The following is a 26,722-nucleotide window of genomic DNA, read 5'->3' as shown; positions in this document are numbered from 1 at the left end:
TTAATCGTCTCCAGTTTTTATTGTGTCTTCGTTATTTCTAATAGGTGCTGATTGGGACATTATTCCTGTCCTTCTTACATTAGCTTCAACTTCAACATTTATCTTTGCATCTTTGTAGTGTTTCAGCCAGTTGTATTCTTCGAATTCTGTGACAGTGAAGAAATTTGTAGCTACTTTTTTGCCAAATCCAAAGACGTCAGTATTATATTCTTGCTGGGTTTTTCTTATTACATCTGAAACTCCTCTTTGTACAAGTTGCTCTATTGATTTATTTAAATCTTGTATTCTATTTAATTTTTCATAAGGTATTCTGCTTTGAATAGCCCCTATATCTGCTTCAATATTCAGTTTGACATTAATTATAGGGATTCCATCTTTAAAATATGCAGAAATTTTGGGCCTTCGTCCTAATCGTAAATCAACTACAATAGCTTGATCTTTACTTTGTTCATCCTCCATGGTGAAGTAACCTCTTTGGAACTTACCTTCTACCATAAGTAAGTATCTAGTTTCATACCCATTTAAAGTCCCTACCATCTTACTTCCATTGAAAAATGCCACTCCCATAAATTCTATTTTTCTATTACCACTCCTTGGCATATCACCTGGTGGCATATTATATTTAGTTTTTAGCATAGATGAAAATATTTCATCAGAATCTAGAGGTAACGAACCACTCTTATCCAACGGTTGCAGTTTTTTAAACTCATTTAATCCAGCATAAACAGCATAGGATTGCTTATATGGAGAAATAACACCTGTATAAAATTCTTGAAAGGATTGCTCTGGAAAGTAGCCAGAATAATTTGCTTGAGTAGATGCGAGTTCCATGGCTTTTGCTGTACTTTCACCTATTAAGGTGTTGTTGTTTTTAATAAATTCTTCGGCACTTCCTCGGCATATAACAACCTGCATTATTCTTCTTATTTCTCTAAACCTTGCTATTGGAGCAAGAACATCTTCAATTCCTTCTTTTGCCACTGCTTCAGAAAATATTATGGTTTTTGTATGTACAAGCGATATTCTTCTAGTCGTTGCGCTACCTAAAAGATTTATCCCCTCTAAAATAGATGAAGCTTCTACAGTTTCAAATAATGTATTGCCATTATTTGATATACCCTGTGAAGAGCCATTGCTATTTTTATTATTTCCACTACTATCATTGTTGCCTGATTTATATACAGGAAACTGAACTGTAATTCTTATTTTATTGCAAATTCCTTTATCACATCCAATTACCAGTGAATATACCTGATCATCTATTTCTCTACTGTCCTTTGTGCAACCAGATAGAAATAAACAACTTACAAAAATTAATACTAAAATTATACTAAGTCTTTTCATCTGTAAGCTTACCTCCTTTATTACCACGAACTATGGAAATTAATAAAACTAATATTGGTATAAAGTAAGTAATTATAATACTATATTGCCTTGCAAATTTAATATAAACCTCAGAAGCTTCACTTATATTCTTTGGAATAAGTGTAACCATAAAAGTAAAGTAAGCAAAAGGTAGTAAACAAGGTCTGTGCCTAGGAATATTGAAGGCCTTGCAAAAGATACTTATAGATACATAAAATGCCAAAGAGACATTTATTATAGAAGCAATAACCCAAATAAATATAAATACACTTTCTATTCTTTGAAGAAATCTACTTATATAAATTACTCTTGAAAGCTGAAAGAGTGATGACAGATTTTCTCCTCCTTGTGCATATTCAAATGCCATTAATGAGCATAAAGTACCTATGCTTATAATAATTCCTGATAAGGCTAAACTTATTAGCCCTACCTTCTTTAAATGCTCAACTCCATAGAGGCAATTAGCTAAAAATGCAAGAAAAATCACTTCGCTATATGCTGATGACCGCCAAAGACCTACAGCAAATATCCTTTTTACTCCGTATCCCCCTATTGGTATAAGATTATTTATATCGTAAAATCTGTAAGGTAATATAAGTATTGTTATTAAGCCTATAATTACACAGAAAAATCCTACATAGGCCATTCTTGCAATTCCTTCTATACCAACATAGGCATACGCAACAACAATTGATAAAAACACTGCTATAATTACGCTTGGTTGGGTATATGGTAAAACATAGGATATTACCATTTCTATAAACTCTCTTATAGTTGCTCCTGAATAAAAAATAAAGTAGGCACAAAATATAAGTGACAGAATTTTACCAATGAATTTCCCTGTAACTATATCAAATATTTGAACAAGATTCTTATCAGGATATCTCTTCATTAGCAAACAAGTAATGTAGAACAATATCATACTAACTAAGCATGAAATCAATGTAGCATACCAAGCAGAGGTACTTGCTGATTTAAACAATACACTTATGCTAGTGTAAAAGACCTTAGAAGTCAAAACTAATGTAGTAAGAGTCACAGCCTCTCTTCCTCCAAATTTACCTTCCTTTATCATCGTTTTCCCTCCCATCATTATTATAGTCAGCGTCTTCCACCGTCCACTTTCTAGATATCTTTGGCTGTCTAGTAGTATCTAAAGGATTAATACTGTCTATCCTCTTATCCTGTTTCCATACAGGATATCTTACAATGTAGTCATTACTTTTAGAGGTTCTTGGTAACACAGGTGCAAATATCGGTATACCAAAGGATTTGATATTAACTAAATATATTCCTAATAACATCATGAAACAGGTTATTCCATAGAATCCAAGCAAGGCTCCTGAAGCTATAAATCCAAACCTTATTAGTCTTATTGCTAGCCCCAAACTGAAACTTGGTATAGCAAAATTACCAAGACCAGTTATGGCCACAATTATAATAAGTACTGGACTAACAATATTTGCTTGAACTGCTGCCTGACCTAAAATTAAAGCTCCAATGATTCCAAGAGTATTACCAATTATCCCAGGTATCCTAATTCCTGCTTCCCTAATAAGTTCAAAAGAAAATTCCATCAGCACCACTTCTACTATTGTAGGAAAAGGTACATTTTCTTTAGCCTTAACAATTGCAATTAACAAATCTGTTGGTATCATTTCTTGGTGAAAATTTGTCATTGCTACATATATACTAGGTAGTAATGTTGCTATAAACATGCCTATTAATCTTACAAGTCTTAAAATTGTTCCATATGGGAACCTCATAAATGCATCTTCCGGACTATGAAGAAGTGATACAAAGTTTATTGGCACGACTTTAGCAAATGGGGTACCCTCACAAATAATTGCAACGCGCCCTTCTGCGATATGTGATGCCGTTCTATCTGGTCTCTCAGTTGTTAGCATCGTTGGAATAATTGAAAAAGTACTATCTTCAATGAACTGCTCTATCATGCCATCCCCTGCATTATAATCAGTCTCAATACTTGATATTCTCCTTTTTACCTCATCAACAATTGCTGGATTTACGAGTCCATTCAGATACATGATGGCACATTGGTTTTTGTTCCTTTCTCCCATACTTAAAAATTCTGTAGTTAAGTTTTCATTTTTAATAATTTTCCTTACTAAAGATATATTAACCCTTAAACTCTCATTAAAAGCTTCTTGTGCACCTGTTACAGTACCTTCAATAGCCGGCTTCTCAACCCCTCTAGCTGGAAACCCTTTTGTTTCATTAGTCACATAGAAATTACATTCATTAATATAAAGTACCGTATTTCCTAAAAGTATCTCATTAATTACCCCCTTAGGTTTTTTTAACTTTTGAGCTTTATTAGTCTCAAGTATACTTTCAAGAATGTAATCTAATTGACATTGCTGCTCTTTTTGCTGAAATCCCTTAATGTTTAATAAAGGCCTTAATATAAAATCATTAATTATTTGCTCATTTACCATACCATCAAGATAAGCAATAAACGCCATATATTTATCTGCTATTAGAAATCTTCGAATAATGATATCTTTATTGGTAGGAGCATTGAATTTTGAATTAATTAATTTAATATTATCTTCAATTGAAGTAGTTATTGTTTCATTGATATCCTCTTGGGTCTTATCTTTACTGTTTACTCCTGAAACTACACCAGTAGATTTTTTATCATAGTCATTGTTTTTTTCATTATAATTAGTACCTTCATTATTAACCTTTTCATCTTTTAGCTCATCAACAGTAGGTACGTAGAACTCCTTAACTTGTTTTTTATCTTTATATGTAATATAAGATAGCATTTTTTTTAAAAATCCTGCCTTTTTTGCCACTACTATCACCACTCTATCAGTAGAATTATAATAATATAATTTGCGGAATAGATGGAAAATACTCATATTATTAGCTAATATATATTTAATTAGCTTATATTTCTTTTTGCAATGGCTAGAATCTATGAATTTGTCACTAAAATAACTTAGAGATTCATACTTAAATTTGTAATTATTTTTATATTCTTCTTCTCTGAAAACTATAATAAATAAAAACCATGCATATATAGAAAGTAATTATCCTTCCAAATATACATGGTCTTAAATTAAATATTTTACATTAACAATTTTTTTCTTTATTTTTATTCCCAGCTATTTATCTGCTTTATATACATGGACTTTGCAAACAGATAGTAAACCGTCTGAAGTAATAGATAAACTCCTACAATAATCATTAAGTATAAGCTGAGATTTGATTTTAAAATATTGCTTAATGCTTTTATTGCAAAACAAGTGTGAATGAATGCTACTATAAATGGTAGAAAAAACATTACTGCACATTGGGTACTTACTATTCTCTTTACTTCACCTATTGATAGCCCCATCTTTTTAAGTGCTATAAACTCTTGTTTATCTTTCTGAACTTCGTTGAACAGCTTAAAATACAATATACTTCCTGTAGCTATGAAGAATAATATTGAAATAAATGTACCAATAAAGAAGAACAATGACATTCCCTTCATAATCTCTACCACATCCGTTACTCTTTCATCAAACTTTTTGCTCATTTCCTTTGGCACTTCTGCCTTTATTTTTAATACAGAGTTTGATGACTTCATCCAATCCTTTAGGCTATATCCATAATAAACATTTAGTTTTTCAGCCTTTATATTTGCTTTAAGTTTATTAAACTCTTCGTCACTTACTACAGCTGTACTTGCATTTCTTTCATCAGTATTAATTACTCCTCCACTTACTTCTTGTTTTATCTTCCACGTAGTAGATTTTCCTTCTATATTTAATTTTAACTCTTCCTTATCTTGGAACAGCTTTTTCGATTCACCACCATTAAGGTTATAGGAATTTATAAATATTTCTCCAGCTTTAAGATTAATAGTTGATACTTTTTCCTCCTTTGCTAAAGCATTATAGTCTGTATTAGACATAATGTTAAAATCTATCCTATTAGGAAAAGTACTATGCTTTGTTTTTTCTTCTTCAGATAAACTTTCATTAACAGCATTTATAAGAACAACTTTATTTTTATATGTTATTTCTTGCCCATCATCCTTAAGGATTTTTTCTACTCTTTCAGGTGCAATTACCTGGTGTGAATTCAACCCAGCTTCAAAGAAACTTAAGTCTTGTGGAAAATTAATTATAATATTTTTCTGTATAACCTTTTGAAAAGAATACACAGATGCAGAAGCTGTTAAAGTTACAGCTGAAAGTATAGAAACCGCAAATAGTATTCTCGAATTGTCCCTAAGTTTATATACTATCTGAGATAGAGTTATCATATTGATTCCTTTATAAAACACTTCTTTATTTTTCTGAAGCTTGCTTGTAAGGTACACACTAAATTGTGAATACAGCATAAAAGTTCCTGCCACTGTTACTATTAATATAGGCAGCATGGTGAATATTATAGCTTGGTTTGAAAATAAAGCCATGATATACCCAGCTGCAATGAGTACTATAGATAAAACTGCCTTTCTAGTTGAAAACTTTGGTACTGGTTTTGCAACTCTCGCTCCTCTAAGTAACTCTATTATATTGTTATTCTTAATTCTATAACTTGATATAAAACCTATTCCTTGAAATAATATTAAGAAACTGGCTACTGTCAATAATATAGCTTTTGCTGAGACTACTAATGGAAGCTCCTTATCTAAAATTAAAATAGCTGATACTGCCATAAAAAATAATTTAGAAAACAATATTCCAAAAAGAAGACCTGTCGCTATTGAAAATCCTGACACTATTAGGTTTTCAAACAACACATAGTTTCTTATCTGTCCCTTAGTAAGTCCAAACAAGGATAAAAGACCAAACTCTTTTTCTCTAGACTTTAAGAAACTTGAGATTGAATAGTTAGTAAATACCACTGTAAATACGAGTATAACTATCTCACAAAGATACATTGCCTGCAATGTTACAGCACCCATTTGCCCCATGACTCCCACATTTTTCACCTGTGGATTTAACATGAAATTAGCAAATATAAAGAATACCATAACTACCAAAGCATTACTTAAATAGTACATTACAAATTTATTTAAATTTCCCTTTATATTTTTAAAAGCAATACTACGCAAGGTCATTGTAACGTCCCCCTATAAGAGTAAGTGAGTCCATTATCTCCTTAAAGAAAGCTTGCCTGTTGCCTCCTCTTACAATCTCTAAAAAGTGTTTTCCATCTTTGATCATTATTATTCTATGACAAAAACTTGCTGCAAAAGGATCATGCGTTACCATCATTATAGTTGCTTTCTTTTCCTTATTTAAATTTGTTAAAGATTCCATAACATCCTGAGAAGCCTTAGAATCAAGGTTACCAGTTGGTTCATCTGCAAGTATTATAGACGGATTATGAATTAACGCTCTTGCACAAGCTGCTCTTTGTTGCTGACCACCAGAAGTTTCATAAGGCCTTTTATCCAAAATATCTTTTATATTTAAAATATCAGCGATATCCTCTACCTTTTTTTCAATCTCTGAAACCTTAAGTTTATCTAGTACAAGCGGAAGTATTATATTCTCCTTTATAGATAATGAATCTAAAAGGTTAAAATCTTGAAATATAAATCCAAGCTCTTTTCTTCTAAATAAAGCTGCTTTTTTCTCATCAAGCTTGCTAGGATTTACCCCATTTATAAGAAGTTCACCTGAAGATGGAGTATCGATTGTAGCCAAAATATTTAGAAGGGTACTCTTTCCACTTCCTGAAGGTCCCATAACCCCTACAAACTCTCCTTCTTCAATATTTATATTAAACATATCAAGAGCCTTTACCTTCAAACCGCCTCTTTTATCACCATATATCTTTGTTATATTTTCAGCCTTTAGTATAGACATTATATCCTTCCTTTCAGTCATTTTATTAGTTTTCAGCACTCTGTTAAAATTACTTTAAATAATGTTCTTAAACAGCGCCTAAGATTTAACCTTAACTCTATGTACTAATTATAAAAAAAATAGAGAAATCAAGGTATCGATTTCTCTTTCAACTATAATTTTAATCTTACAATATTGAAAGGTTTCTAATGTTGAAATTTATATGTCACTCCTCCAAGACTTTAATGAGCTTACGCAAAGAATTAATATGATTTTGTCATATTACATGGCTAAAACTGTAAACTCACTACGTTCGAACAGTACAGTTTACTTTTTAAAAATCCATGCCTTCTATAAATATTTTATATCTTAAATTTAATAAAATATAAATGCTATATAATTAAAAAGTAAAAATATATCGCCTGCCAGAATTTCTTCACATACGTTCAGAAAAGGCAGATGCGTAAAAAAATCACTAATAAAGAACAATTAGCGATTTTTTAGAGCCATTCCGTCTGAAAAAATCATTTAATTCTAATAGCTCACTCATATAGCATCTCCTGCATAACCACTTAATTTCAATAATATTCTTAAACATATGCTAAAAATTAAATATGTTCTTTCCTTTATGGAATATAATAGAGAAAGTGGTTCCGATACCTTCTTCTGAGTTTACGCGAAATTCGTGTCCCAAGTTGTCGCAAACTCTCTTTGCAAGATACATTCCCATTCCCGTAGATTCAGAGGTTTTTCGTCCATTTTTACCAGTAAAGAAGGCATTAAAAACTCTGCTTATGTCTTCCTTAGGTATGCCTATCCCCTGATCACTTATAGATAAGGTTGTCTTTGAAGCCTCTTCATTAACATCAAAGGTAATTAATTTACTTTCTTCTGAGTCAGACTTAGAGTATTTTATAGCATTGATAACTATTTGGTTTATTACAAAATAAATCCACTTTCTGTCTGTTTCCACTGGCATTTCTTTATTAGTCGTTATCTTAGGAAATATATGATGTCTTATCATTGATTTTTTATTATCATTTATAACTTTTCTTCCAATAGATATTATATCCAAACTCTCTACGTTAAAATCAAGATTAAATTCATTAAGTCTAGCATTGTAAAGCATCATATCAAGACCATGCGCTAGCTTTTCATTTTCTTCCGATATACTTTGAAACACTTCTCTTTGCTCTTCATTTACTTGCTCTTGAAGCAAGAGATTAATAACAGATACTGGTGTCTTCATCTGATGTACCCATTGATTCACAAAATAGATATACTGCTTATGAGCTTCCTCATACTTTATGGTTTTATCCCCTGAAAGCTTATATAGTTTCAACAAAACCTTTTTAAACATCTCTTGTTCAGAGTTATTAGGCGTACCTATATTAAGTATATAATCCAAGTCTTTTTCCTCATTAAGTATTAAATTAAGCTGACTATAAAAATTCTTATTTCTATAATAATCATATATTAAAAAAAGTATATAAAAAGCTATAGAAATTATAAAGGCATAAAATATATTGTCAATCGGAAACCTTAATCCATTTATTATCAAAGTTAAATACATTATAAGAGTAACTGTGCAAGTACTAATTATATATACCGTAGTATATGCTATTCTATCCTTAATGAAATTTCTAAACTTCATTTATACCACCTGCCTTAATTATTGGTGCATCACTTCGTATTAAACTTATATTTCTAAATTATTTTCTGAGTATTACCAGCTTGATATTATTCTATAACCTTGTCCCCTCTTTGTCTCTATTACATCTTTAATTCCAATCTCTTCTAGTCTCTTTCTTACCCTTGTCATATTCACCGATAGAGTATTATCATCAACAAAATCTATATCATTCCATAAAACTTCAAGCAAGGTCTCCCTTGAAACAATCTTATCCTTGTTCTTTACCAAAGAATAAAGCAGTTGGAATTCTTTCTTACTTAGTTCAACTTTCTTTTCCTTATACTCAATTATATTTTGATCTATATATAAGAAAAGACCGTTTACTTCAAATACATCACTACTGTTGCTCTCTGCATAACTTCCATAAGCTCTTCTTATAACTCCCTTTATTTTCGCTAGTAGCACATCATAAGAAAAAGGTTTTGTTATATAATCATCCCCACCATTTTCAATAGCCATAACTTGATCCATATCTGAATCCCTAGCTGATATAAATATAATCGGAATATTAGATACTGTCCTTATGTCTCTACACCAGTAAAAACCATCAAACAGTGGTAGATTTATATCCATAAGAACAAGATTAGGATTGTTGCTGACAAACTCTGTTTTTATTTTAGAAAAATCCTCTACTTGATAGGTTTTATAACCATATTTCTCTAGATGATTTTTTATTAATGTACTTAATTTTTTATCATCTTCAATTATCATTATGCTGTACATTCAAACACCTCCTGAACTTCTGATGCCATATAAATATAAAGAAGCCACATTTAGCTTTATAATATTTTTATTTTACCATATAACTTACATAAAAACAGTTTTATAGCTTCACGCTCTTAATGTAATTATGTCCATAAAATATGCTACAATAGAGTTAATACTCAATATTATAGTGATTGTTACTGGTTAGCAAATTCACTAGATCTATTTATATACTTAATATATAAATCATTAAAGATGTACTTGATAGTAGCTAATTTTAATTGAAATACAGAAAGGATTGGACTCTTATATGAATACTAGTGATATTAAAGAATCAGAACTTAAAGAAATATTCAGCATTGAAATTGTAGTCGATAAACCTATAGTTGTTGGACAAGACGATACAGTTGGAAGACGCCAGTTAATCCCTATTTTATCTGGAAAAGTAATTGGTGATGGCTTTAATGGAGAAGTATTGCCAGGTGGCATAGATAGTCAAATCATTCGCCCAGATGGGAAGTGTGACCTTTCAGCAAGATACGCTATAAAGCTAGAGGATGGTGCCTCCATTTACATAGAGAATAATGGAGTTCGTACAGTGCCAATTGAATATGTTGAAGATGTTAAATCAGGCAAGTTTGTTGATCCTAGCGTGTATTATTTCCGCACAATTCCTACATTCGAGACCTATGATGAGAGCTATAAATGGATGATGGATTGTATTTTTGTATGTTATGCTACTCGATTACCTGAAAATGTCTTGCTTAAATTCTATAAGGTTATGTAGTCTTTAAATATAATTTTAGTAAAAATAAATAGAGTGTTGTATTAGCAATTTTTTTATCACCAATACAGCACCCTTAATCTTATAATATTATGAACCTTAACCTACACGAGTTAATCTCCATCTCTGAGCATTATTTCCGTTATCCTGCCACTGATCTATCTGTGCACCACTCTGTGTTGATGCTCCTGCAACATCTAGAGGAAGATTACTAGCTTTATTCACTAACTTATATACTCCATTTCCCATGTCTTCAATTCTAAATCTTTGTGCATCTTGGCCATTATCAGTACATATCTGATATGCAACTGCACCGCCAAGTGCTGTTGATCCATAAGGGTTGTCGACGCACATATTAGGAGCACACATTGGCACTAGCTTGTAGTATCCACCACCGCAATCTACAAATCTAAATTGTTGTGCTGCGGTCCCATTACTTTGATATTGCTGAAGCTTAGTTCCATCAGTATTTGCTCCACCTGATACATCCAAGTTAAGATTACTGCATAGGGCTGTAAGCGTATATATGCCGTTATTTACTAGCGGCATACTATTGCCAGTTGAAGGCACTTGAAGTGGCACATTAGGTTGTACTGGCACACCAAACATTGGAGTTCCATTACTTAGTATTGTAAATTGCTGCATTCTTATATTTCTTGTCCATCCTGAACCTTGTGATACTGCAGCATGATATACAATCCAGTTTTGTACTCCATCAGGTGATTTTACAAAACTAGCATGTCCTGGACCATATACATCTCCAAACTTAGAAAATACAGGACCAACCTTTGTATACGCAGATCTATTCATTAAGTCTCCATTAGTACAAGTTAGTCTTCCTAAACAATAATCATCTGTCCAGCTTCCACTTGCAGAATATATTATATTTACTGTAGAACCACTTACAAGAACTTCTGGTCCTTCATTAATATATGGTGTTCCATTCCTCTCCCAGCCTTGATCAGGTGTAGATATCAGTACTCTATCTCCTGATATAGTATACGGATTACTCATCTTAGCTATATATAAGTTTTGTGCTACATTAGTAGTACCTTCCCAACCAGACCATATGAAGTATAGTTGATTGTTGTAATCTAAAACGGTGCCATCTATAGCCCATCTATCTGTAGAAGCTGCAACCTTTCCTTTAAAGTTGAAAGCCCCATTTAATGGGTTATTAGCATCTGTACCACCTTCTAAACAATACATTCTATGATTTTCATTTGTACCATTATCAGCAGCAAAATAAATATACCATCTGCCTCTTACATAATGTAATTCTGGTGCCCAGGTTTCACTGGAATATGGGGTTCCCCCAGGTGCAGTCCATACAGTAGTCTCTGTTCCACTAGTTATCCCTTGAAGAGTTGAAGATTTTCTAATAGTTATAGTATTACCGCCATTTGATTGAACATAATAGTAGTATCCACCAGCTGAAATAACCCAGGGATCTGCTCCGCCTCCTAGCGGATTAGTAAAAGTGGCAGCAGAAGCTTTTACACCTAGATCTGGCAAGCAAATTGCAAAGATTATGACCAAACATAGAAATATCTTTTTAAACATTTATTACACACCTTTCAAAATTTATTTTCTATTTATGAATTAGTGTAAGGATCATTGGACATCAAACTTTATGCTTTAAGAGTATACTTGGGGGTAAAGATCATAGGATAAACGATACTTGAATTGTGTACAATATCTCTTAAAAGATTAGTTTAAATATTAGCTTATAGTAAAGTCTGAAATAGATATATTATTCAACACTGTTTTCCTCTCATTCCTCCCTTCTTTAAATTATTACTTTTGTTTAGTTAATCTAATATCCAAGCATACATCTTATTTAACGTTAAATGATTTTAATTCAAACTAATTGAGATTAATAAGGTTTACATAATGTGTCGTAATATACTGAATGAAAATTATTTAGAATCAAAATATGGAAAAAATTTATAGATTTGTTTTAAGCGTTTTAAAGCATCTTATATTATTGTAAATAATCATAATTTTTGCATTTATAAATTTAGAAAATTCAAGATTAATAGAAGTCTTTTGATTAATTGAGAAAGATAGATATTAATATTACTATACTTTTTTATTAGAATTGAATATTTATTACGATATTTTTTCTATTTGAGCTCTGACAGGTTTAACTGTATATGTCATTAATATTGTTATTATACAGATATTATATTATTATTTTTACAACGTTTCAATAAATTTGTTAATATTTAATTTAATACTAATCGTCAACTCAAATAATTCTATATATAGGTGTGTTAATCTCTAATAAGATTTATTCATATTATTAATCTTTATTGTTAAAAAAGAGGTATCCATTATGCATAAAAATATTGATCAAGCTCTTTTCACATTATCATTTTATATCTTTATTGTAATAGGCTTAATTATAAAGTTTTTATTACCATTATTAGGAGTTGTAGCAAGCATTTTTTCTTACAAAAGAAAAAAGAAGAAATGGCTAATCCTTGTTTTCATTACATGTCTTAGCATTCTTCTATACTCTCTTATTATCACAATTATTAATATAATTAACTACGGAAATTTTCCTCTATTCACTAGGAATCTTTAGAACAGTCTTTAACATCAATTTATAACACTGTGTTATAAAAAACAAACTAATTAAGTACTCTTTCTTTCAATTAGTTTCACTGGTAAAACATTTTCAACTGTGACCTTTTTGCCTTCCATTTGATCTAATAGAAGTTTAATTGCTAACTGAGCCATTTCGTCTATTGGCTGCTTTATTGTAGTCAATGGAATGGCCATTAATGAAGCAACCTCAACATCGTCATATCCGATAACCTTTATATCTCTAGGCACTTCTTTGCCGAGTTCTTGTGAAACTTGCATCATTGCAGCAGCTATCATGTCGCTGCTAGCAAATACCCCATCAATATCAGGATGTTTATGAAAAATTTTACGAGCTAGCTTTTTATAACTCTCATATACATCTAACTTAGCTTGCTCAACTACATACTGAGCCTTTCTTTCAAGCACAGTATTCATAAAGGCTTCATAACGCTTATTTGCTGGAGTACTAAGCTCCAAAGGTCCGCTTATATGAGCAAGTTTCTTACACCCTTTATCCAGTAACAAATTAGTAGCAATTAGTCCTCCAGCATAATTATCAGAGGTTATAAAAGGTATATTATTTGAGAAGTCCCTATCAATTGCAACGATAGGAAGAGTTGGGGTTAGGTAATCAGAAGTTTCCAAGGTGTGGCTTCCCATTATTATTCCATCAACTTGATTTCCTTTAAGCATCTCAACATAATCTTTTTCCTTTGTAGCATCTTGATAAGAATTACATAGCAATACCTTATATCCAGCCGCATAGGCATAGGCCTCTATATAGCTTGTTAACTTCGCAAAAAATGGATGAGCTACATCCGGTACAATTAATCCTATAATATTTGATTTTTTTCTAAACAAAGATCTTGCTAATTCATTTGGCTGATAGTTAAGCTCCTTCATAGCAGCGTTGACCTTTTCTCTTGTGGAGTCACTTATATAGCCTCTGTTATTCAAAACTCTTGAAACTGTTGTAACTGTTACTCCAGCTATCTCAGCCACATCTTTTATAGTTGCCATACCTAAAATCATCCTTTTCTTTATCTGATCCTAATTTAGTTAAATTATATTATACCCCTCTATTGTTGTCTATGGTATAAACTCTATAAATCTATTGAATTAATTTATTTCATTTCATAAACTTTTATGCTAACACTTGGTGTATCAGTTTTTCCAGCCTCTAAATTCCCTACGAAAACACCACTTCTCAGCCAATCATATTTGCCATCAGATATTTGGAATCGGGGAGTAGTTTTAATCTTCTTATCCTGAATTCTTGAATCTAAATATCCTTCATTTTCAATAGAAATATATACCCCATCATCAGTTTGTAATGTATATCTTGCAAATGCATGTACTATCTCATCATTCAAAGCGGTATTCCAATCATAACCTCCAGATAAAACTTTGCCTTTTATGTTTTTTCCAGAAAATGTTCCTCCAGTTATAGGAATAAGTCTAAGAAATCCCTTTGGTGTTTTTCCAACCTCTTGAACTTCTCCTACTTCTACGTTTAACTCTAACACTAACTCTGCATCTAACAGCATTTTATTACACCTTCTTCATTTATATAGATGTACAATTTATCATACATTTATTAATTTTATCAATTGCTAACTTAATATTTTTGTTTCACCTGCTTTTATCTCTATTGATATTCCATTGAATTCTATCCAAACTGAAAGTTCAGATGGATTATAGACAAAAGTATAATCTTTAGAGAATTTCAATCCATTTAATGCAGTAAGATAATCTATTATCTGTATATTTGTTGCATACCAAATGTCTTCCTTATTACTTACATATTTACAGAGTTCCTCTATTACTTGCCAATTATTATATAAATCAAATTCATAACTATGTCCCCATAAATAGAAAATACCTAATGAATTAAATTCTTCCTTAATAAATCTTTCTGCTACACTCATTAAATTTGCAACATTATGATGAGCTGTAGGATTCCATTCTAAATAGTTTAAAGGCAAATCAAATTTGCCGTGATTGTTTACAGTTCTCGAATAAGCCACTCCAAGAGTTTCTAATACCTCAAAAACTGTTTTATTATAAACTCCATAAGGATATGCCATCCCTCTTACAGGATAACCAAAAATCTTCTCATGATTTTGCTTATCCTCAAGGATTTCCTTAATCACAAGTTCTTTAGTTATATCAGTTAGTGAAAGATGCCTTAATCCATGAATTGCAATTTCATGTCCTCTATATACATCAACTATCTCATTTTCATTTATTCTTTTTATTAGTAAATCGTTTATTACAAAAGATCCATCCTCATTTTGGAGTCCAGAATTCAAATTAAATGTAGCTTTTAAGTTATACTTATTAAAAATGTTAACTAATCTTTTATCCTGAGTAATTCCATCATCATAACTCAAAGTAAAGGCCTTCTTGATTCCTCTTGGAAAAAGTTGTTTTATAATAGCCATGTCTATGCCTCCATATTTTATTCCAGCGCCCAAAGTATAGATTTCTCAATATATTCATTCCAGAAATTCCAATCATGAATTCCTTGTCCTTCCACATAAGTATGTTCTACTTCCTCTGAAACTAAAAATTCATGATAACTTCTGTTTTCATTTATAAGAAAGTCTTCTTTTCCACAAGCCATATATATGTCAGGAATAGGTTTGTCCTCCTGCTTTAGTTTGCTAATAAGTGCCTCAGGATCTTTGTCACTTCCTAATAATTGATTCAAATCCCCAAAAACTCTTGTGTAATATTTATAGTCAGCAATTGGATCTTTAAAATCCTCAGGAATTCCTGCAACATTATGAATTATAAGAGCAGATGACAATGCAATTATGCGGCTGAAATTATCATAATATTTCAAACCATTTCTTATGGCACCATATCCTCCCATAGAAAGTCCACCTATAAAGGTATCTTCTCTTTTCTCTGATAACTGAAATAGTTTTCGTGTAAATTCAACTAGCTCGCTTCCAACAAACTCTCCGTATAGCTCCCCCTTGTCAGTATCATCTAGATAGAAGCTATTTTCGCCTGAAGGCATAAATACTGCAATATTATGTTTTAGAGCTAATTCTTGAATTCGGCTTCCACAAATCCAATCTGTATAATTCCCTGAGTAACCACTTAAAATATAAAGAGATTTCATAGATCCCTTCTTCACTTCTTTCATTCCTGGTATCTCTATTGTATCTATTGGAACAATTGCATTGAAAGTAACAATTTTTCTTAATGATTTTGAATAAAAATTCACCTGTGAAAATGCCATTTTTTTCTCCTCCTTACTATTTCACTGTATTTAATGCCTTTATTAATGCACTTATGCAACCATTCCTAGCTTGTTTACTAATATTAGTATCGTTAAAAATCGAATCAAAGCCATGAAAGCATCCTGGGTATAAATGAAATTCCACATCAACACCAGCCTGTGCTAATCGACCAACATAATCTATTATCTCATCCCTAAAAGGATCAATTTGACCTACAAATATATATGCAGGTGGAAGCCCAGTCAAATCTTTAGCCCTTGCAGGAGCAGCATAATAAGGTACCTGATCTGAACTCATATCTCCTAAATACATCTTCCATGCAATCTGGTTTGCCTCCCTATTCCATGCTGTCGGTACATTTTCTTCGTTCACTTCATAACTGGATGGAGTTATATTCCTATCATCTAGCATCGGGTATAAAGGCATCTGAAATGCTACTTTTATTTCATTTCGGTCGCGAACCATCAATGCAAGTGCAGCTGTTAACCCACCTCCAGCACTTGCTCCTGCAATAGCAATCCTTGAAGTATCTATTTTTAGTTTTTCTGCATTTTCTACCGTCCATTTAAGTCCAGAATAACAATCCTCAATTGCCGCTGGATATAAATTTTCTGGTGCCAACCTATAATCAACCGAAATGACAACGCAGTTTACTTCATTAACGAATAACTCACATAACCCATCATCTCCATCAGGGTGACCGATGACATATCCACCGCCATGAATCCAAAATACTACAGGCAATTTTACATTCTTTCTATCCTTAGGCTCATAAATTTTCACTAACAGTTCTGACTCTGGACCGCTAATCATACATGCAGTAGTTAATATATTGTTAGACTTTTCTATAGGTGGCAATTTAATATTTCTCATCATTTCTAAATCCTTATTCAAATCAAATCTTACTGCATTATGTAAGATTGGCAATAATTCAGGCAAAATTCTTTCTTTGTATGACATAAATATTCCTCCACTTAAGCAACCATAGATTTCTTTCTTATTTAGTTATAGATATATAAAGGGTTCTTTTGTATCTATAAAATATACAGGTGTTTCTTTTAGCATTGGCGCAAGCCATCTTGACATATATTTCATACCAGCTTCTTCACTACGTTCATGCCCTAATACAAGCATAGCTTTATTCATGTTTAATGCAGAAGCATCACGTATATAAGGACATAAAGTCCACTCTGTAATATCACCACATACAATAACATCCAGGTTTTGTTCCTTCATTAAAACCATCGGCATTTCCTCTACGCCAAGTCCTAGGCTTCCACCACCAACTAAAATACCAACTCTTCTACATCTTGTTTCAGGTGATCCAACAATTTGAATTACCTCCATTTCCAATTTAATCTTGAAAAAATCTGCTAATTCATTCAGAGTTATTTCTGGTATCTCATAGCAATGCGGAAATTTAAGGCCTTTAATTAAGTACTCTTCCCAACCTATTTCTTTTAGCAAGCCATCGTATATTAAATCAGTAGGTGCCGCATGCATATGATCATGAAAGCGCCATATGGCAATACCATGATCCTCCAACATCTTTTTCTTTTCTATATATACTGGGTCATCTTTTAACCAATCCAATTTGTCTGCTCCAGTATAATAGGTTGGCTCATGAGTAATAATAAAGTTTGCCCCACAATCTATTGCTTGCTTGATTACATCTACAGTTGCCATAAATGTTGTTACAACACCTGAAACTTCTATATCATAACTTCCACTTATCAGCTGATCGCAGGTTTCTTCAAATTTAACCCCTCCGAATTTATTTATGATTTCATCTGTAATCTCTTTTACCTTCATAAATATAACCTCCATAATTATTTTTACCTTTAACATCTACTACTTTATTCTTTTACTGCACCTACAACAACACCCTTAATAAGATACTTTTGAACAAATGGAAATAGTATAACAATTGGTAATATACCTATTACTGCTAACGCCATACGTACAGATGTGCTTGGCAATTGGGTTGCTACCGTTCCTATAGTGGACCCTGCTGCTCCAGATTTTAAGAACTGAATATTATCCATTATTCTTACTAAAAGATTTTGTATTCCATAAAGTTTTGGATTTGTAATATAATATATACCGTTAATCCAATCATTCCAGTACGCAAGTCCAGTAAATATTCCTATAGTTGCTACAGCTGGTATGGATAATGGCAATATTATACGGAAGAATATCTTTAACTCCCCTGCTCCATCAATTCGAGCTGCCTCAACAAGTGCATCTGGAATACTATTTCTATAGTAGTTTGTAACTAAAAAAACATTAAAGGCATTCATCAAATAATTAGGTAAAATCAATGCAAATATAGTGTTTTTAATATGAAAAATTCTTGTCCACATAATATATGCAGGAGCTACCCCTCCACTAAATAGCATAGTGAATAGAACTAAAAAGGAAATTAATTTTCCATACTTAAAGTCTTTTCTTGATAGTGGATATGCAAGCATAGAAGTTATAATAATACTTAGGAATGTTCCTACTCCTGTAACAAATAATGAGACACCATATGCTCTCAGAATCATTGTAGATTGAGAGATCATGTAATAATACGCATCTAAACTTAAGGCTTTAGGGAAAAAACTATATCCATTGGCTACTAATGCTGTTTCTTTTGTAAATGAGGCAATAAAAATTAATAATAAAGGCGCTAAGCTGACTACTACTAAAAGAATTACTAACATTTCAGCAAAAATACTGAAGACTTTCTCTCCCCGAGTTTTTAAATTATTCATTTACTTTCCCCCTAAAATATCGAATTTTCCGGATCTATTTTTCTTATTAATCCATTTGCAGCTATTACTAAAATAAATCCTACTAAAGATTGATATAAACCCGAAGCAGCTGCCATTCCTGTATCATTTAACTGCATCATTGCACGATAAACAAAGGTATCTATTGTTTGTGTGGTATTATACAATGCACCTGAATTCATCGGCACTTGATAAAACAAACCAAAATCTGAGTTCATAATTCTTCCTACAGCCATTAATGTCATTATGATTATTGTAGGTTTTAATAGAGGCAGTGTAATATCCTTTATCTGTCTTAACTTTCCTGCTCCATCTATTTGAGCTGCTTCATAAATGCTTTTATCTATTCCAGCAATACTAGCAATATAAACCAAAGATGAATATCCCGTAGTTTTCCAAAGAAAAACAAATACTAGAATAAATGGCCAGTATTTTGGTTCTGAATACCATGAAATCTCTGGTAAACCGAATACCTTCAAAATTGATTTATTTATTAGTCCCGAATCTGAGTTTAGGAATGAGAAAGCAATATAAGATACAATTACCATGGAAATTACACTTGGCAGTATTAATGCATTCTGATAAAACTTTGACATAACCTTTTTAGTTAATTCTGTCATAAGTATGGCAACAAATACAGCACCAATAGTACCTAATATTATAAAACCGAGGTTATATAATATGGTATTTCTTGTCATTATCCAAGCATCTTTGGTCTTAAATAAAAACGCAAAATTATCAAATCCAACCCACTTTCCCCCAAAAATACCCTTTTGAAAGTTTGGGCTTTTAAATGCAATAATCGCTCCTACCATAGGTATGTAATTATTTATTAAAAGATAAAGTAAACCTGGAATCGTCAACATCAATAATGGTAATGAACTTTTTGAACTCCTCCATTTTGCATTTCTTTTCATAGACTTATCCCCCTTATTTTATGAATAAAGTGAAGGTTTTAGCAACTCTTCACTTCATCAAAATAAATGTTCTATTTTTTTGTTGCTAACCAAGCATCAAGTTGTTTTTGTTTTTCTGCAACAATTTTATCCATGCCTGCATCCTTAAGTTTCTTGATAAAATTTGGAATTTCTTTATCAGGATCAAGTGCTCCACAATTTAGTCCCGGTAAGTACTGATTAATTACATTCATAGCTGAAGAGTATTCAGTTTTAACACTTGTACTATCAAAAGTAAATCCAAAGGCTTTAGATCTTGTCGAGTTTTTATTTTCACTTTCCATAAGCTTTAAATCGTCTGTACTTTGACCAGCCATTGAATACTGAATAAATTGATTTCCTATTATTCCACAACTAAGTTGAGCAGTATATGGTACTGAATTTGCGTCTTTTCCATCTGGGTATTTTACATGATCAGCATCAACCTTGACATAATCTGTACCTTCAATACCATAAATAAGTAAGTTTACTACAGCCTTATCAGAATAAGTTAAATTTAAGAATTTCATTGCTGCTTCTGGCTTTTGACTAGTTGAAGCTATGCCCCAGCTAACAGCATTTACATTTGTAGTTGACAAGTATGGCTGCGCTAGCCTTATCATCCCCATATTCTTTCCTGTCACCGCTGAAATTTGAGCAGCTGACTCTTTTCCTGCATAGCTTGCCACGTACGAGAAACAGCGATCCGATGAAATAAGCTCACTTGCTAAAGTATTAGTAGTAGCTGCATCTTTAGAAAGATACCCCTTGTTGTACCACTCTCTAGCTATCTTTACCTTTTCCTTAAAGGCATCAGTTTCATAAAAATCCACAACTTTAGTGCTATCTCCAATTAAAACTGCTGTTGGCTTAAATAAATCATCAGTAAGGTAGTCTACATTATCGATTGTGTGCAAAACACCTGAAATTCCTTGATTTGTTGGTGCAACAGGAATCATATTGGGATATTTTGCTTTTACCTTTTCGTAAAGTGCATCTAAGTCATTTACAGTTTTAATACTATCTGGTGATATTCCTAATTCGTTCATTATATCCACCCTATACACTAAATTAGGAGCAATAGCGGCACCCTTATTAGATGGAACTGCATAAGTTTTACCATTAGACTTAGTAGTTTCTAAGAAATCATTGCCTACAATCTGCTTTGTTTCTTTACCATACTTGTCAAGCAAATCATCCAGTGGCATTAATTCATTCTTAGAAATATATTGATTTAAATCCCCTAAGGTATGAAATACATCCAGCTGCTCTCCGCTTTGTATAGCTAAATTTACTTGTTGTGAGTAATTTGATACACTGAGCGGCTTTAATTTTACTTTGACATTTATTTTGGGAACAGTAATGTCATTTATAGCTTTTTCTACACTTCCTAAGTCTTCTGAGATTTTATTAAAGGTTGTAAATGCATAAACAATTTCATCTGGGCTTCCATTTTTCCCTGATGAATTAGCTGATTCTTTTGATTCACTGTTGCCACAAGCAGTTAACGCTGTAGTACTAAGAGCAACAGCCATCAATAGACTTAAGATTTTTTTTGATCTTTTCATATGAATCCCCCTTACACAATTTAGTGTTAGCCTTTTATTTGTTTTTTCATCATACTTATATTATAATTTTCATCGTTAGTAAACGCTTTCAAAAACAAGCAATAGTTTTTCAATTTTAAGTGTTTTTTCTAAATAGAAATAATTTTAGGATGAAAATTACTTTTCATCCTTCTTTCTATATGAATATGGACTCAATCCAGTGAGCTTTTTAAATATTGTTGAGAAATATGAAAAGTTATCGAATCCTACCTCTGAAGCAATGATACTTATACTAGTATTAGTGCTTATAAGTAATTCTTTAGCTCTTTCAATCCTACACTGGTTAATATATTCCTTAATAGCAATACCTACTTCAGCTTTAAACAACTTAGCCACATAATCTGGAGTTAGAAAAACTTTTGCAGCTACATCATTTTTAGTAATGTTTTCATTAAAATTATCATGAATATATTTCTTTGATTTTTCTATTATACTTTGAGACTTTTCTGCTTCTTCTGCATAATCAATAGTTCTTGTTATTATAAAGTGTACCCATTTCATCATATCAAAGATTGAATTATCTGCAGAAAAATTTAGTTTTTGTGATATTTTATCTGAAAATAATTTATGAGCCTGTATCTCTCTTTTATACAAAAAAGTATATATAATCTGCATAAAATCCTGATGAATGGAACGCATAACGGAAACATCAAGATTATTCTTAGCTACTAGCAACTCCAATTCTTTCTTAATATAATTAACTATATTTAGTTTATCTCTTTTTTCCAACATACTATTAAGTAAGACTGTATCAATACTATATTGAGCATTTAAAGTTAAAGAATTTTTTTCACCTTGAAAGAATACCTTACTTCTAAAAATGATGTTGTTTTGGTCTATTTCTTCTAACTCCACTCGATTTTTCCCAAGCAAAGTTATTGTTGATTTACTACCGATATAGCATGTAGCGCTGCACTTTAGATATTTCTCATACTTTTCAATTAAACTTATACATTTCTCTTTTATTTCTTCAACGGAATATTTGTCTTGTATTACTATAGCAACGTTATGATTCCTTTCAGTAACATAATGAACAGCATAACCCAAATCAAATTCATCTATCAAAACTTCAGATAGTATTTTTTTAAGGGCATACTCAAAAGTTTTATCATCAAGAACTATAGTTTGATTTTCTGATTTTACTACACTAATTAATACCAAATAGTACGAAGCATCAATACTTAGTGGAATTTTTCTCCTTAATATCTCCTCTAAAACTATCTCCTCTTCTGCAGGTATGCTGAAGAATAAAAGTTCTCTGCAAAAATTTTCAATCATTAATCTCTTGTTATCTACCCAATGCTGTCCGTATTCACTATATCTATGAAGATAACTTTCTTTTTTAATTTTTTCAACAGCTTTCAAAATTGCCATTTCAGTCTTATCTATATTAAAAGGTTTCGTTATATAGCTTATTGCATTGTAATCTAAGGCAGTAGATGCAAATTCAAAGTTTTCATGACAAGTTAGAAAAATGAATTCGCTTTTATAATCATTGGAACGTGCCCATTTTATAAGATCAATTCCAGTACCTTTTGGCATTTCAATATCACATATAACAATATCAGGAACCTTTTCTTCAAAAAGTTTTTGAGCTCCAATAACATTATGTGCCATGCTGACTTCATGGATTCCAAACATTGACCAATTTATAGAATCCCGTATTACTTCTGCTGTAAGTAAATCATCTTCTACTATTATTAATCTCAATTTCATCACCTTTCTCTAAAGGAATTACTATTTCAACTTTTCCTCCCATAGGCTCTTCATTAGAAAGCTTTAGAAGATTATCTTTTCCATATAATAATTCTAATGTCCTTTTAATGTTTGTAATTCCAATTCTATATCCATCAGATGTATAAGCACTGCTATCTTCATTTACTTTTTTTATAATATCCTCTGGAAATCCCTCACCATCATCTTCGATTATTATTCTTACAGAATCCTTTCCATCAAAAATACACCGCTCTGTTTTAATGAAAATCGAAAGCGTATCTTCCAGTGTCATAGAATGCTTAAAGGCATTTTCTACAAATGTAAGAATAAGAAGTTGTGGTATGCGTTCCTGTTCAGTAAATTGGTCTACATCTATAACATAGAAAACACTATTAGGAAACTTTATTTCCTGCATGTAGAAATAATCTTTTATACGATCAATTTCTTCTTTTATCGATACTTTATTTAATCCACCTCTGAACATATATCTTAAATGATTGGATAGAGCATCTATAAATTCTCTAATCTCCTCATTTTTATCCTTATAGGCTAAACTATGTATAGTAGTAAGTGCATTCAGAAAAAAATGAGGTCTAATCTGCGTTTGTAGATATCTTAATTCTGCTTTATTAAGTTCCAATTTTTCTTCATAGGCACTAATTTTTAAAGTCTTAATCTCTTTTATCATAGAATTAAATGAATGAATTAAGGTATTAAATTCAAGCGACTCTACCTCCTCATTAACACGATATTCGAAGTTACCTTGTTCAACCTGTCGCGTTCCTAATACTAATCCCTTCACAGGTCTTAAAATTTCCCTATTCAAGTAGTAAATTATATAAGGCATCAAAATCAACGAAATAATTCCTAAGATTGCTATGAACCATTGAATATATCCAAGTCCCAAAAGCACTCCTTTTTCTTCAATTAATGTAGAAAGCCTTGCTTTACTTGACTCTACTCTAGTTGAAACCATAATATATTTATTATCAAAGTTATTTACTACTTCGCTTTCATTTGCCAATTTATTTGGTATATCTGTAAAGTTTATATTCCCCACTTTAGATAAAGAATTACCTAAACTATCAGTTAAAACTATTTGCTCGTCTATATTCCCACCCTTTAAGTCCACAAGAGCCATTAATGTATCTGCTTTAATAAATCCAACAATAATGTTATCCGAAAATCGGTACATTTTAAAGAAGAACCATTTATTATCGAGCTTAATTGGAGACCATAAATCTTTAACAGAATATCTTCTATTCAACAAATCTTTCCTAATAATATTGTCTAGCTCAATTTTTTCCTTCGATGTAACCCTACTGCTTACACTCATCAAAAGTAAATCCGCTGATGAGTTATATATAGAATAAACATCAGTAGTTTTGCTTATATTCATTCTTTCTATTAAAATATCCTGTAATCTTTTAGTTTCAAAATATCTGGTACTTTCATCACCATTTTTTAAATCAACTTGATTATTTATTCCTAAAACTATTTCATTTAAATCATTTATTGCATTATCGAAACAATTATTCATATTGTTAATATGAATTCTCATTTCATTCATGGCAGAGTTTATAGTATTATTCTTAACAACATGTAAAGAATAAACGTTACTAGTAACTAACACCAATAAAAGCAATATAATTACAGTCACTGTTCCTCCAGTAATCCTAAATACTAAAGAATTTTTATATTTTCTTCTATCAATCATTGTATTGCACCTACTGTTAAGCATTAGTACAGTTTGTACTTCGCTTCTATTATTTTCACAACATTATATATTACTATGTCATCTATATCAATAACTTTGGTTATTACACTAATAAACAATTACTATTCAATAATCTATATAAATAAATCTCGTAAATTGCACTCTAGTAATATAATTACATTAGAAAAAATTCTAAGTAATTGTAAACAAAATGGTCAACCTATAATTTATAAAATCAAAAGTTAACCATTGTTTTTGATATTTATACTAAATATTGAAGTTTCTCTCCATCATCATTGATGAATACAATTATAGCTTTATACGTGTTTAAATCTATATTTAATGTGCAGTATTTATCTTCCTTGTTCCAAGATAAACAAATTTGATCCCTTGCAGAATCTACTACCTTAAATTCTCCATCAAAAGCTGCATATTCATTTCTAAATCGTATAAGTTTTAAAAGCCTCTGAACAACATTTTTTCTATATGCTTCTTCAATTTCTTCAATGCTGAAATTATGCCTATTAATTTCACGACCTTCACCAGTTTTTCTTACAGCTTCCAGATCATTTTTTCCAGCCAAAAGTCCTACATAGTACACCTGAGGAATACCTGGAGTAAAGAACTGTATTGCTCTTGCTGCTATATAAGCGTCGTCGTCACAATTTAACACCGAATAATATGAACCTCTTATCTGATGAACATCAAAGCCATCTTTTGATTTATGCTCACCTGATAAAATAAGGCTTAGGTTTGAACCTCTTTCTAAACATACATCAACTAACTTTCTAGCTTCATCAGTATCTATAAGATCATCTAAGTCAGGCTTAACTGGTATTCCATCATGACAATCTAACATAGTAAATTGATTACTTGGTCTATTCTTAAGATACTCATAGAGTCTTTGGCTTGATTTGTTTACCAAGGTGTCTAGTATTTTATAAGGTAATATAAAATCATATATCCAGTATCCTCTTTCAGCTAATTTATACTGAATTGAATAGTGCGCATGTACCTCTGGTAATAACTCAATATCAAAAGAGTCTGCCAATTTCTTTATCCATTCTAGAAATTCATAAATTTCAGGTTCCACAAAAAAGCAACTCGTTCCAAGTTTTTTTATTACATATCCTACAGCATCTAACCTCACTATCTTAACACTATTTCTACTAAAATTTTCAAAGAAAGTAGTAAAAAGCTCCTTAACTCCTTCTGAGTTTATATCTAGATCAATCTGTTCTGAAGGGTCAGTTTTTCCAAAAGTAGTCCATACCTTTTCTTCTTCACCTGTTTCTTCTATTTTGAAGGTGGAATATGGAAGCGGTCTTCTAAGAAACATTTTATCTATATCCTCTTGGACAGTTCTTCCCTCTGGCCAAAGTTTATCAACAGTTATAAAAAAATCGGAATACTGAGATCTTCTTCCATTTTTAATGAAATCTTTAAAATATTCTGATTGTCTTGATATATGATTAACCATTAAATCTAATAATACATCAAAGTTGGCACCTATAGCCTTTACATCATTCCAAGTGCCAAAACTAGGATCTATTTCTAAGTAAGTAAGTGGAGCAAATCCTCTATCTCCTGAGGATGGAAATGGAGGCAGGATATGTACTCCTCCTTTAAAGATATCGGAAAAATATTTTAAAAGCACATAATTTAATTTCTTTAGATCTCCGCCTAGCGAATCTGGATAGGTTATAAGCTGTACCTTATTCTTTACTGACATATCTATCTTCTCCTTTTAATATTATAGTT

The 26,722-nt window shown here is 31.5% G+C and carries 21 protein-coding genes; 1 reads left to right on the top strand and 20 read right to left on the bottom strand.

The window, feature by feature from the left end; genetic code table 11:
• The 7 genes from OCU55_RS01500 to OCU55_RS01470 all read right to left on the bottom strand — a co-directional run bounded on the left by OCU55_RS01500 (position 1) and on the right by OCU55_RS01470 (position 9,600).
• Positions 1-1,344: a Ger(x)C family spore germination protein gene (locus OCU55_RS01500; RefSeq protein ID WP_261850550.1), complete on the bottom strand. Its 1,344-nt coding sequence runs from the start codon at positions 1,342-1,344 to the stop codon at positions 1-3.
• Positions 1,331-2,440: a GerAB/ArcD/ProY family transporter gene (locus OCU55_RS01495; protein WP_261850549.1), complete on the bottom strand. Its 1,110-nt coding sequence runs from the start codon at positions 2,438-2,440 to the stop codon at positions 1,331-1,333. The genes OCU55_RS01500 and OCU55_RS01495 overlap by 14 nt, the downstream gene beginning before the upstream one ends.
• The gene (locus tag OCU55_RS01490) at positions 2,424-4,187 is read right to left on the bottom strand and encodes a spore germination protein (protein ID WP_261850548.1); all 1,764 of its coding nucleotides are present in this window, start codon (positions 4,185-4,187) and stop codon (positions 2,424-2,426) included. Before OCU55_RS01490 ends, OCU55_RS01495 begins: the two co-directional genes overlap by 17 nt.
• 302 nt (positions 4,188-4,489) lie before the next feature.
• On the bottom strand, positions 4,490-6,451 hold the full coding sequence (locus tag OCU55_RS01485; protein WP_261850547.1) for an ABC transporter permease: 1,962 nt from the start codon (positions 6,449-6,451) through the stop codon (positions 4,490-4,492).
• The gene (locus tag OCU55_RS01480) at positions 6,438-7,205 is read right to left on the bottom strand and encodes an ABC transporter ATP-binding protein (RefSeq protein ID WP_261850546.1); all 768 of its coding nucleotides are present in this window, start codon (positions 7,203-7,205) and stop codon (positions 6,438-6,440) included. The genes OCU55_RS01485 and OCU55_RS01480 overlap by 14 nt, the downstream gene beginning before the upstream one ends.
• A gap of 580 nt (positions 7,206-7,785) precedes the next feature.
• Positions 7,786-8,838: a sensor histidine kinase gene (locus tag OCU55_RS01475; RefSeq protein ID WP_261850545.1), complete on the bottom strand. Its 1,053-nt coding sequence runs from the start codon at positions 8,836-8,838 to the stop codon at positions 7,786-7,788.
• A 72-nt stretch (positions 8,839-8,910) separates the two neighbouring features.
• A complete protein-coding gene (locus OCU55_RS01470; protein ID WP_261850544.1) occupies positions 8,911-9,600 on the bottom strand; it encodes a response regulator transcription factor in 690 nt (229 codons plus the stop codon).
• A gap of 292 nt (positions 9,601-9,892) precedes the next feature.
• On the opposite strand from OCU55_RS01470, the gene OCU55_RS01465 reads away from it, so the two are divergent.
• Entirely contained in the window at positions 9,893-10,369 is a 477-nt protein-coding gene (locus OCU55_RS01465) for a DUF3237 domain-containing protein (RefSeq protein ID WP_261850543.1), read from the top strand.
• A gap of 96 nt (positions 10,370-10,465) precedes the next feature.
• Here OCU55_RS01465 and OCU55_RS01460 read toward each other — a convergent pair whose 3' ends face one another.
• The 13 genes from OCU55_RS01460 to gtfA form a co-directional block, all read right to left on the bottom strand.
• Positions 10,466-11,929, bottom strand: coding sequence for a family 43 glycosylhydrolase (locus tag OCU55_RS01460; RefSeq protein ID WP_261850542.1), 1,464 nt, complete (start codon positions 11,927-11,929; stop codon positions 10,466-10,468).
• Between the two features lie 1,077 nt (positions 11,930-13,006).
• A complete protein-coding gene (locus OCU55_RS01455; protein ID WP_261850541.1) occupies positions 13,007-13,978 on the bottom strand; it encodes a LacI family DNA-binding transcriptional regulator in 972 nt (323 codons plus the stop codon).
• Positions 13,979-14,082: 104 nt separating this feature from the next.
• Positions 14,083-14,505, bottom strand: a complete 423-nt coding sequence (locus OCU55_RS01450; protein WP_261850540.1) for a DUF3237 domain-containing protein — start codon at positions 14,503-14,505, stop codon at positions 14,083-14,085.
• A 66-nt stretch (positions 14,506-14,571) separates the two neighbouring features.
• Entirely contained in the window at positions 14,572-15,402 is an 831-nt protein-coding gene (locus OCU55_RS01445) for a polysaccharide deacetylase family protein (protein ID WP_261850539.1), read from the bottom strand.
• Positions 15,403-15,419: 17 nt separating this feature from the next.
• Positions 15,420-16,211, bottom strand: a complete 792-nt coding sequence (locus tag OCU55_RS01440) for an alpha/beta hydrolase (RefSeq protein WP_261850538.1) — start codon at positions 16,209-16,211, stop codon at positions 15,420-15,422.
• Between the two features lie 16 nt (positions 16,212-16,227).
• On the bottom strand, positions 16,228-17,172 hold the full coding sequence (locus OCU55_RS01435) for an alpha/beta hydrolase (protein WP_261850537.1): 945 nt from the start codon (positions 17,170-17,172) through the stop codon (positions 16,228-16,230).
• Positions 17,173-17,217: 45 nt separating this feature from the next.
• Positions 17,218-18,024, bottom strand: a complete 807-nt coding sequence (locus OCU55_RS01430) for a Nif3-like dinuclear metal center hexameric protein (protein WP_261850536.1) — start codon at positions 18,022-18,024, stop codon at positions 17,218-17,220.
• Positions 18,025-18,068: 44 nt separating this feature from the next.
• Positions 18,069-18,968, bottom strand: coding sequence for a carbohydrate ABC transporter permease (locus tag OCU55_RS01425; RefSeq protein ID WP_261850535.1), 900 nt, complete (start codon positions 18,966-18,968; stop codon positions 18,069-18,071).
• Between the two features lie 11 nt (positions 18,969-18,979).
• Positions 18,980-19,903 carry an ABC transporter permease gene (locus tag OCU55_RS01420; protein ID WP_261850534.1) on the bottom strand — a complete coding sequence of 308 codons (924 nt, stop codon included), beginning with the start codon at positions 19,901-19,903 and terminating at the stop codon, positions 18,980-18,982.
• Between the two features lie 71 nt (positions 19,904-19,974).
• Positions 19,975-21,489 carry an ABC transporter substrate-binding protein gene (locus OCU55_RS01415; RefSeq protein WP_261850533.1) on the bottom strand — a complete coding sequence of 505 codons (1,515 nt, stop codon included), beginning with the start codon at positions 21,487-21,489 and terminating at the stop codon, positions 19,975-19,977.
• A 156-nt stretch (positions 21,490-21,645) separates the two neighbouring features.
• Complete coding sequence (locus tag OCU55_RS01410) at positions 21,646-23,238, bottom strand: response regulator transcription factor (protein ID WP_261850532.1); 1,593 nt, start codon at positions 23,236-23,238, stop codon at positions 21,646-21,648.
• Positions 23,213-24,961 carry a sensor histidine kinase gene (locus tag OCU55_RS01405; protein WP_261850531.1) on the bottom strand — a complete coding sequence of 583 codons (1,749 nt, stop codon included), beginning with the start codon at positions 24,959-24,961 and terminating at the stop codon, positions 23,213-23,215. The genes OCU55_RS01410 and OCU55_RS01405 overlap by 26 nt, the downstream gene beginning before the upstream one ends.
• Before the next feature lie 262 nt (positions 24,962-25,223).
• Positions 25,224-26,693 carry a sucrose phosphorylase gene (gtfA, locus tag OCU55_RS01400; protein ID WP_261850530.1) on the bottom strand — a complete coding sequence of 490 codons (1,470 nt, stop codon included), beginning with the start codon at positions 26,691-26,693 and terminating at the stop codon, positions 25,224-25,226.
• Positions 26,694-26,722 lie beyond the last annotated feature (29 nt).

Origin of the sequence: Clostridium folliculivorans (assembly GCF_024341905.1) — a bacterium.
Taxonomy (GTDB): domain Bacteria; phylum Bacillota; class Clostridia; order Clostridiales; family Clostridiaceae; genus Clostridium_AR; species Clostridium_AR folliculivorans.
The sequence above is the reverse complement of the archived record's forward strand: the minus strand, read 5'-3'. Positions and strand labels throughout refer to the sequence as shown.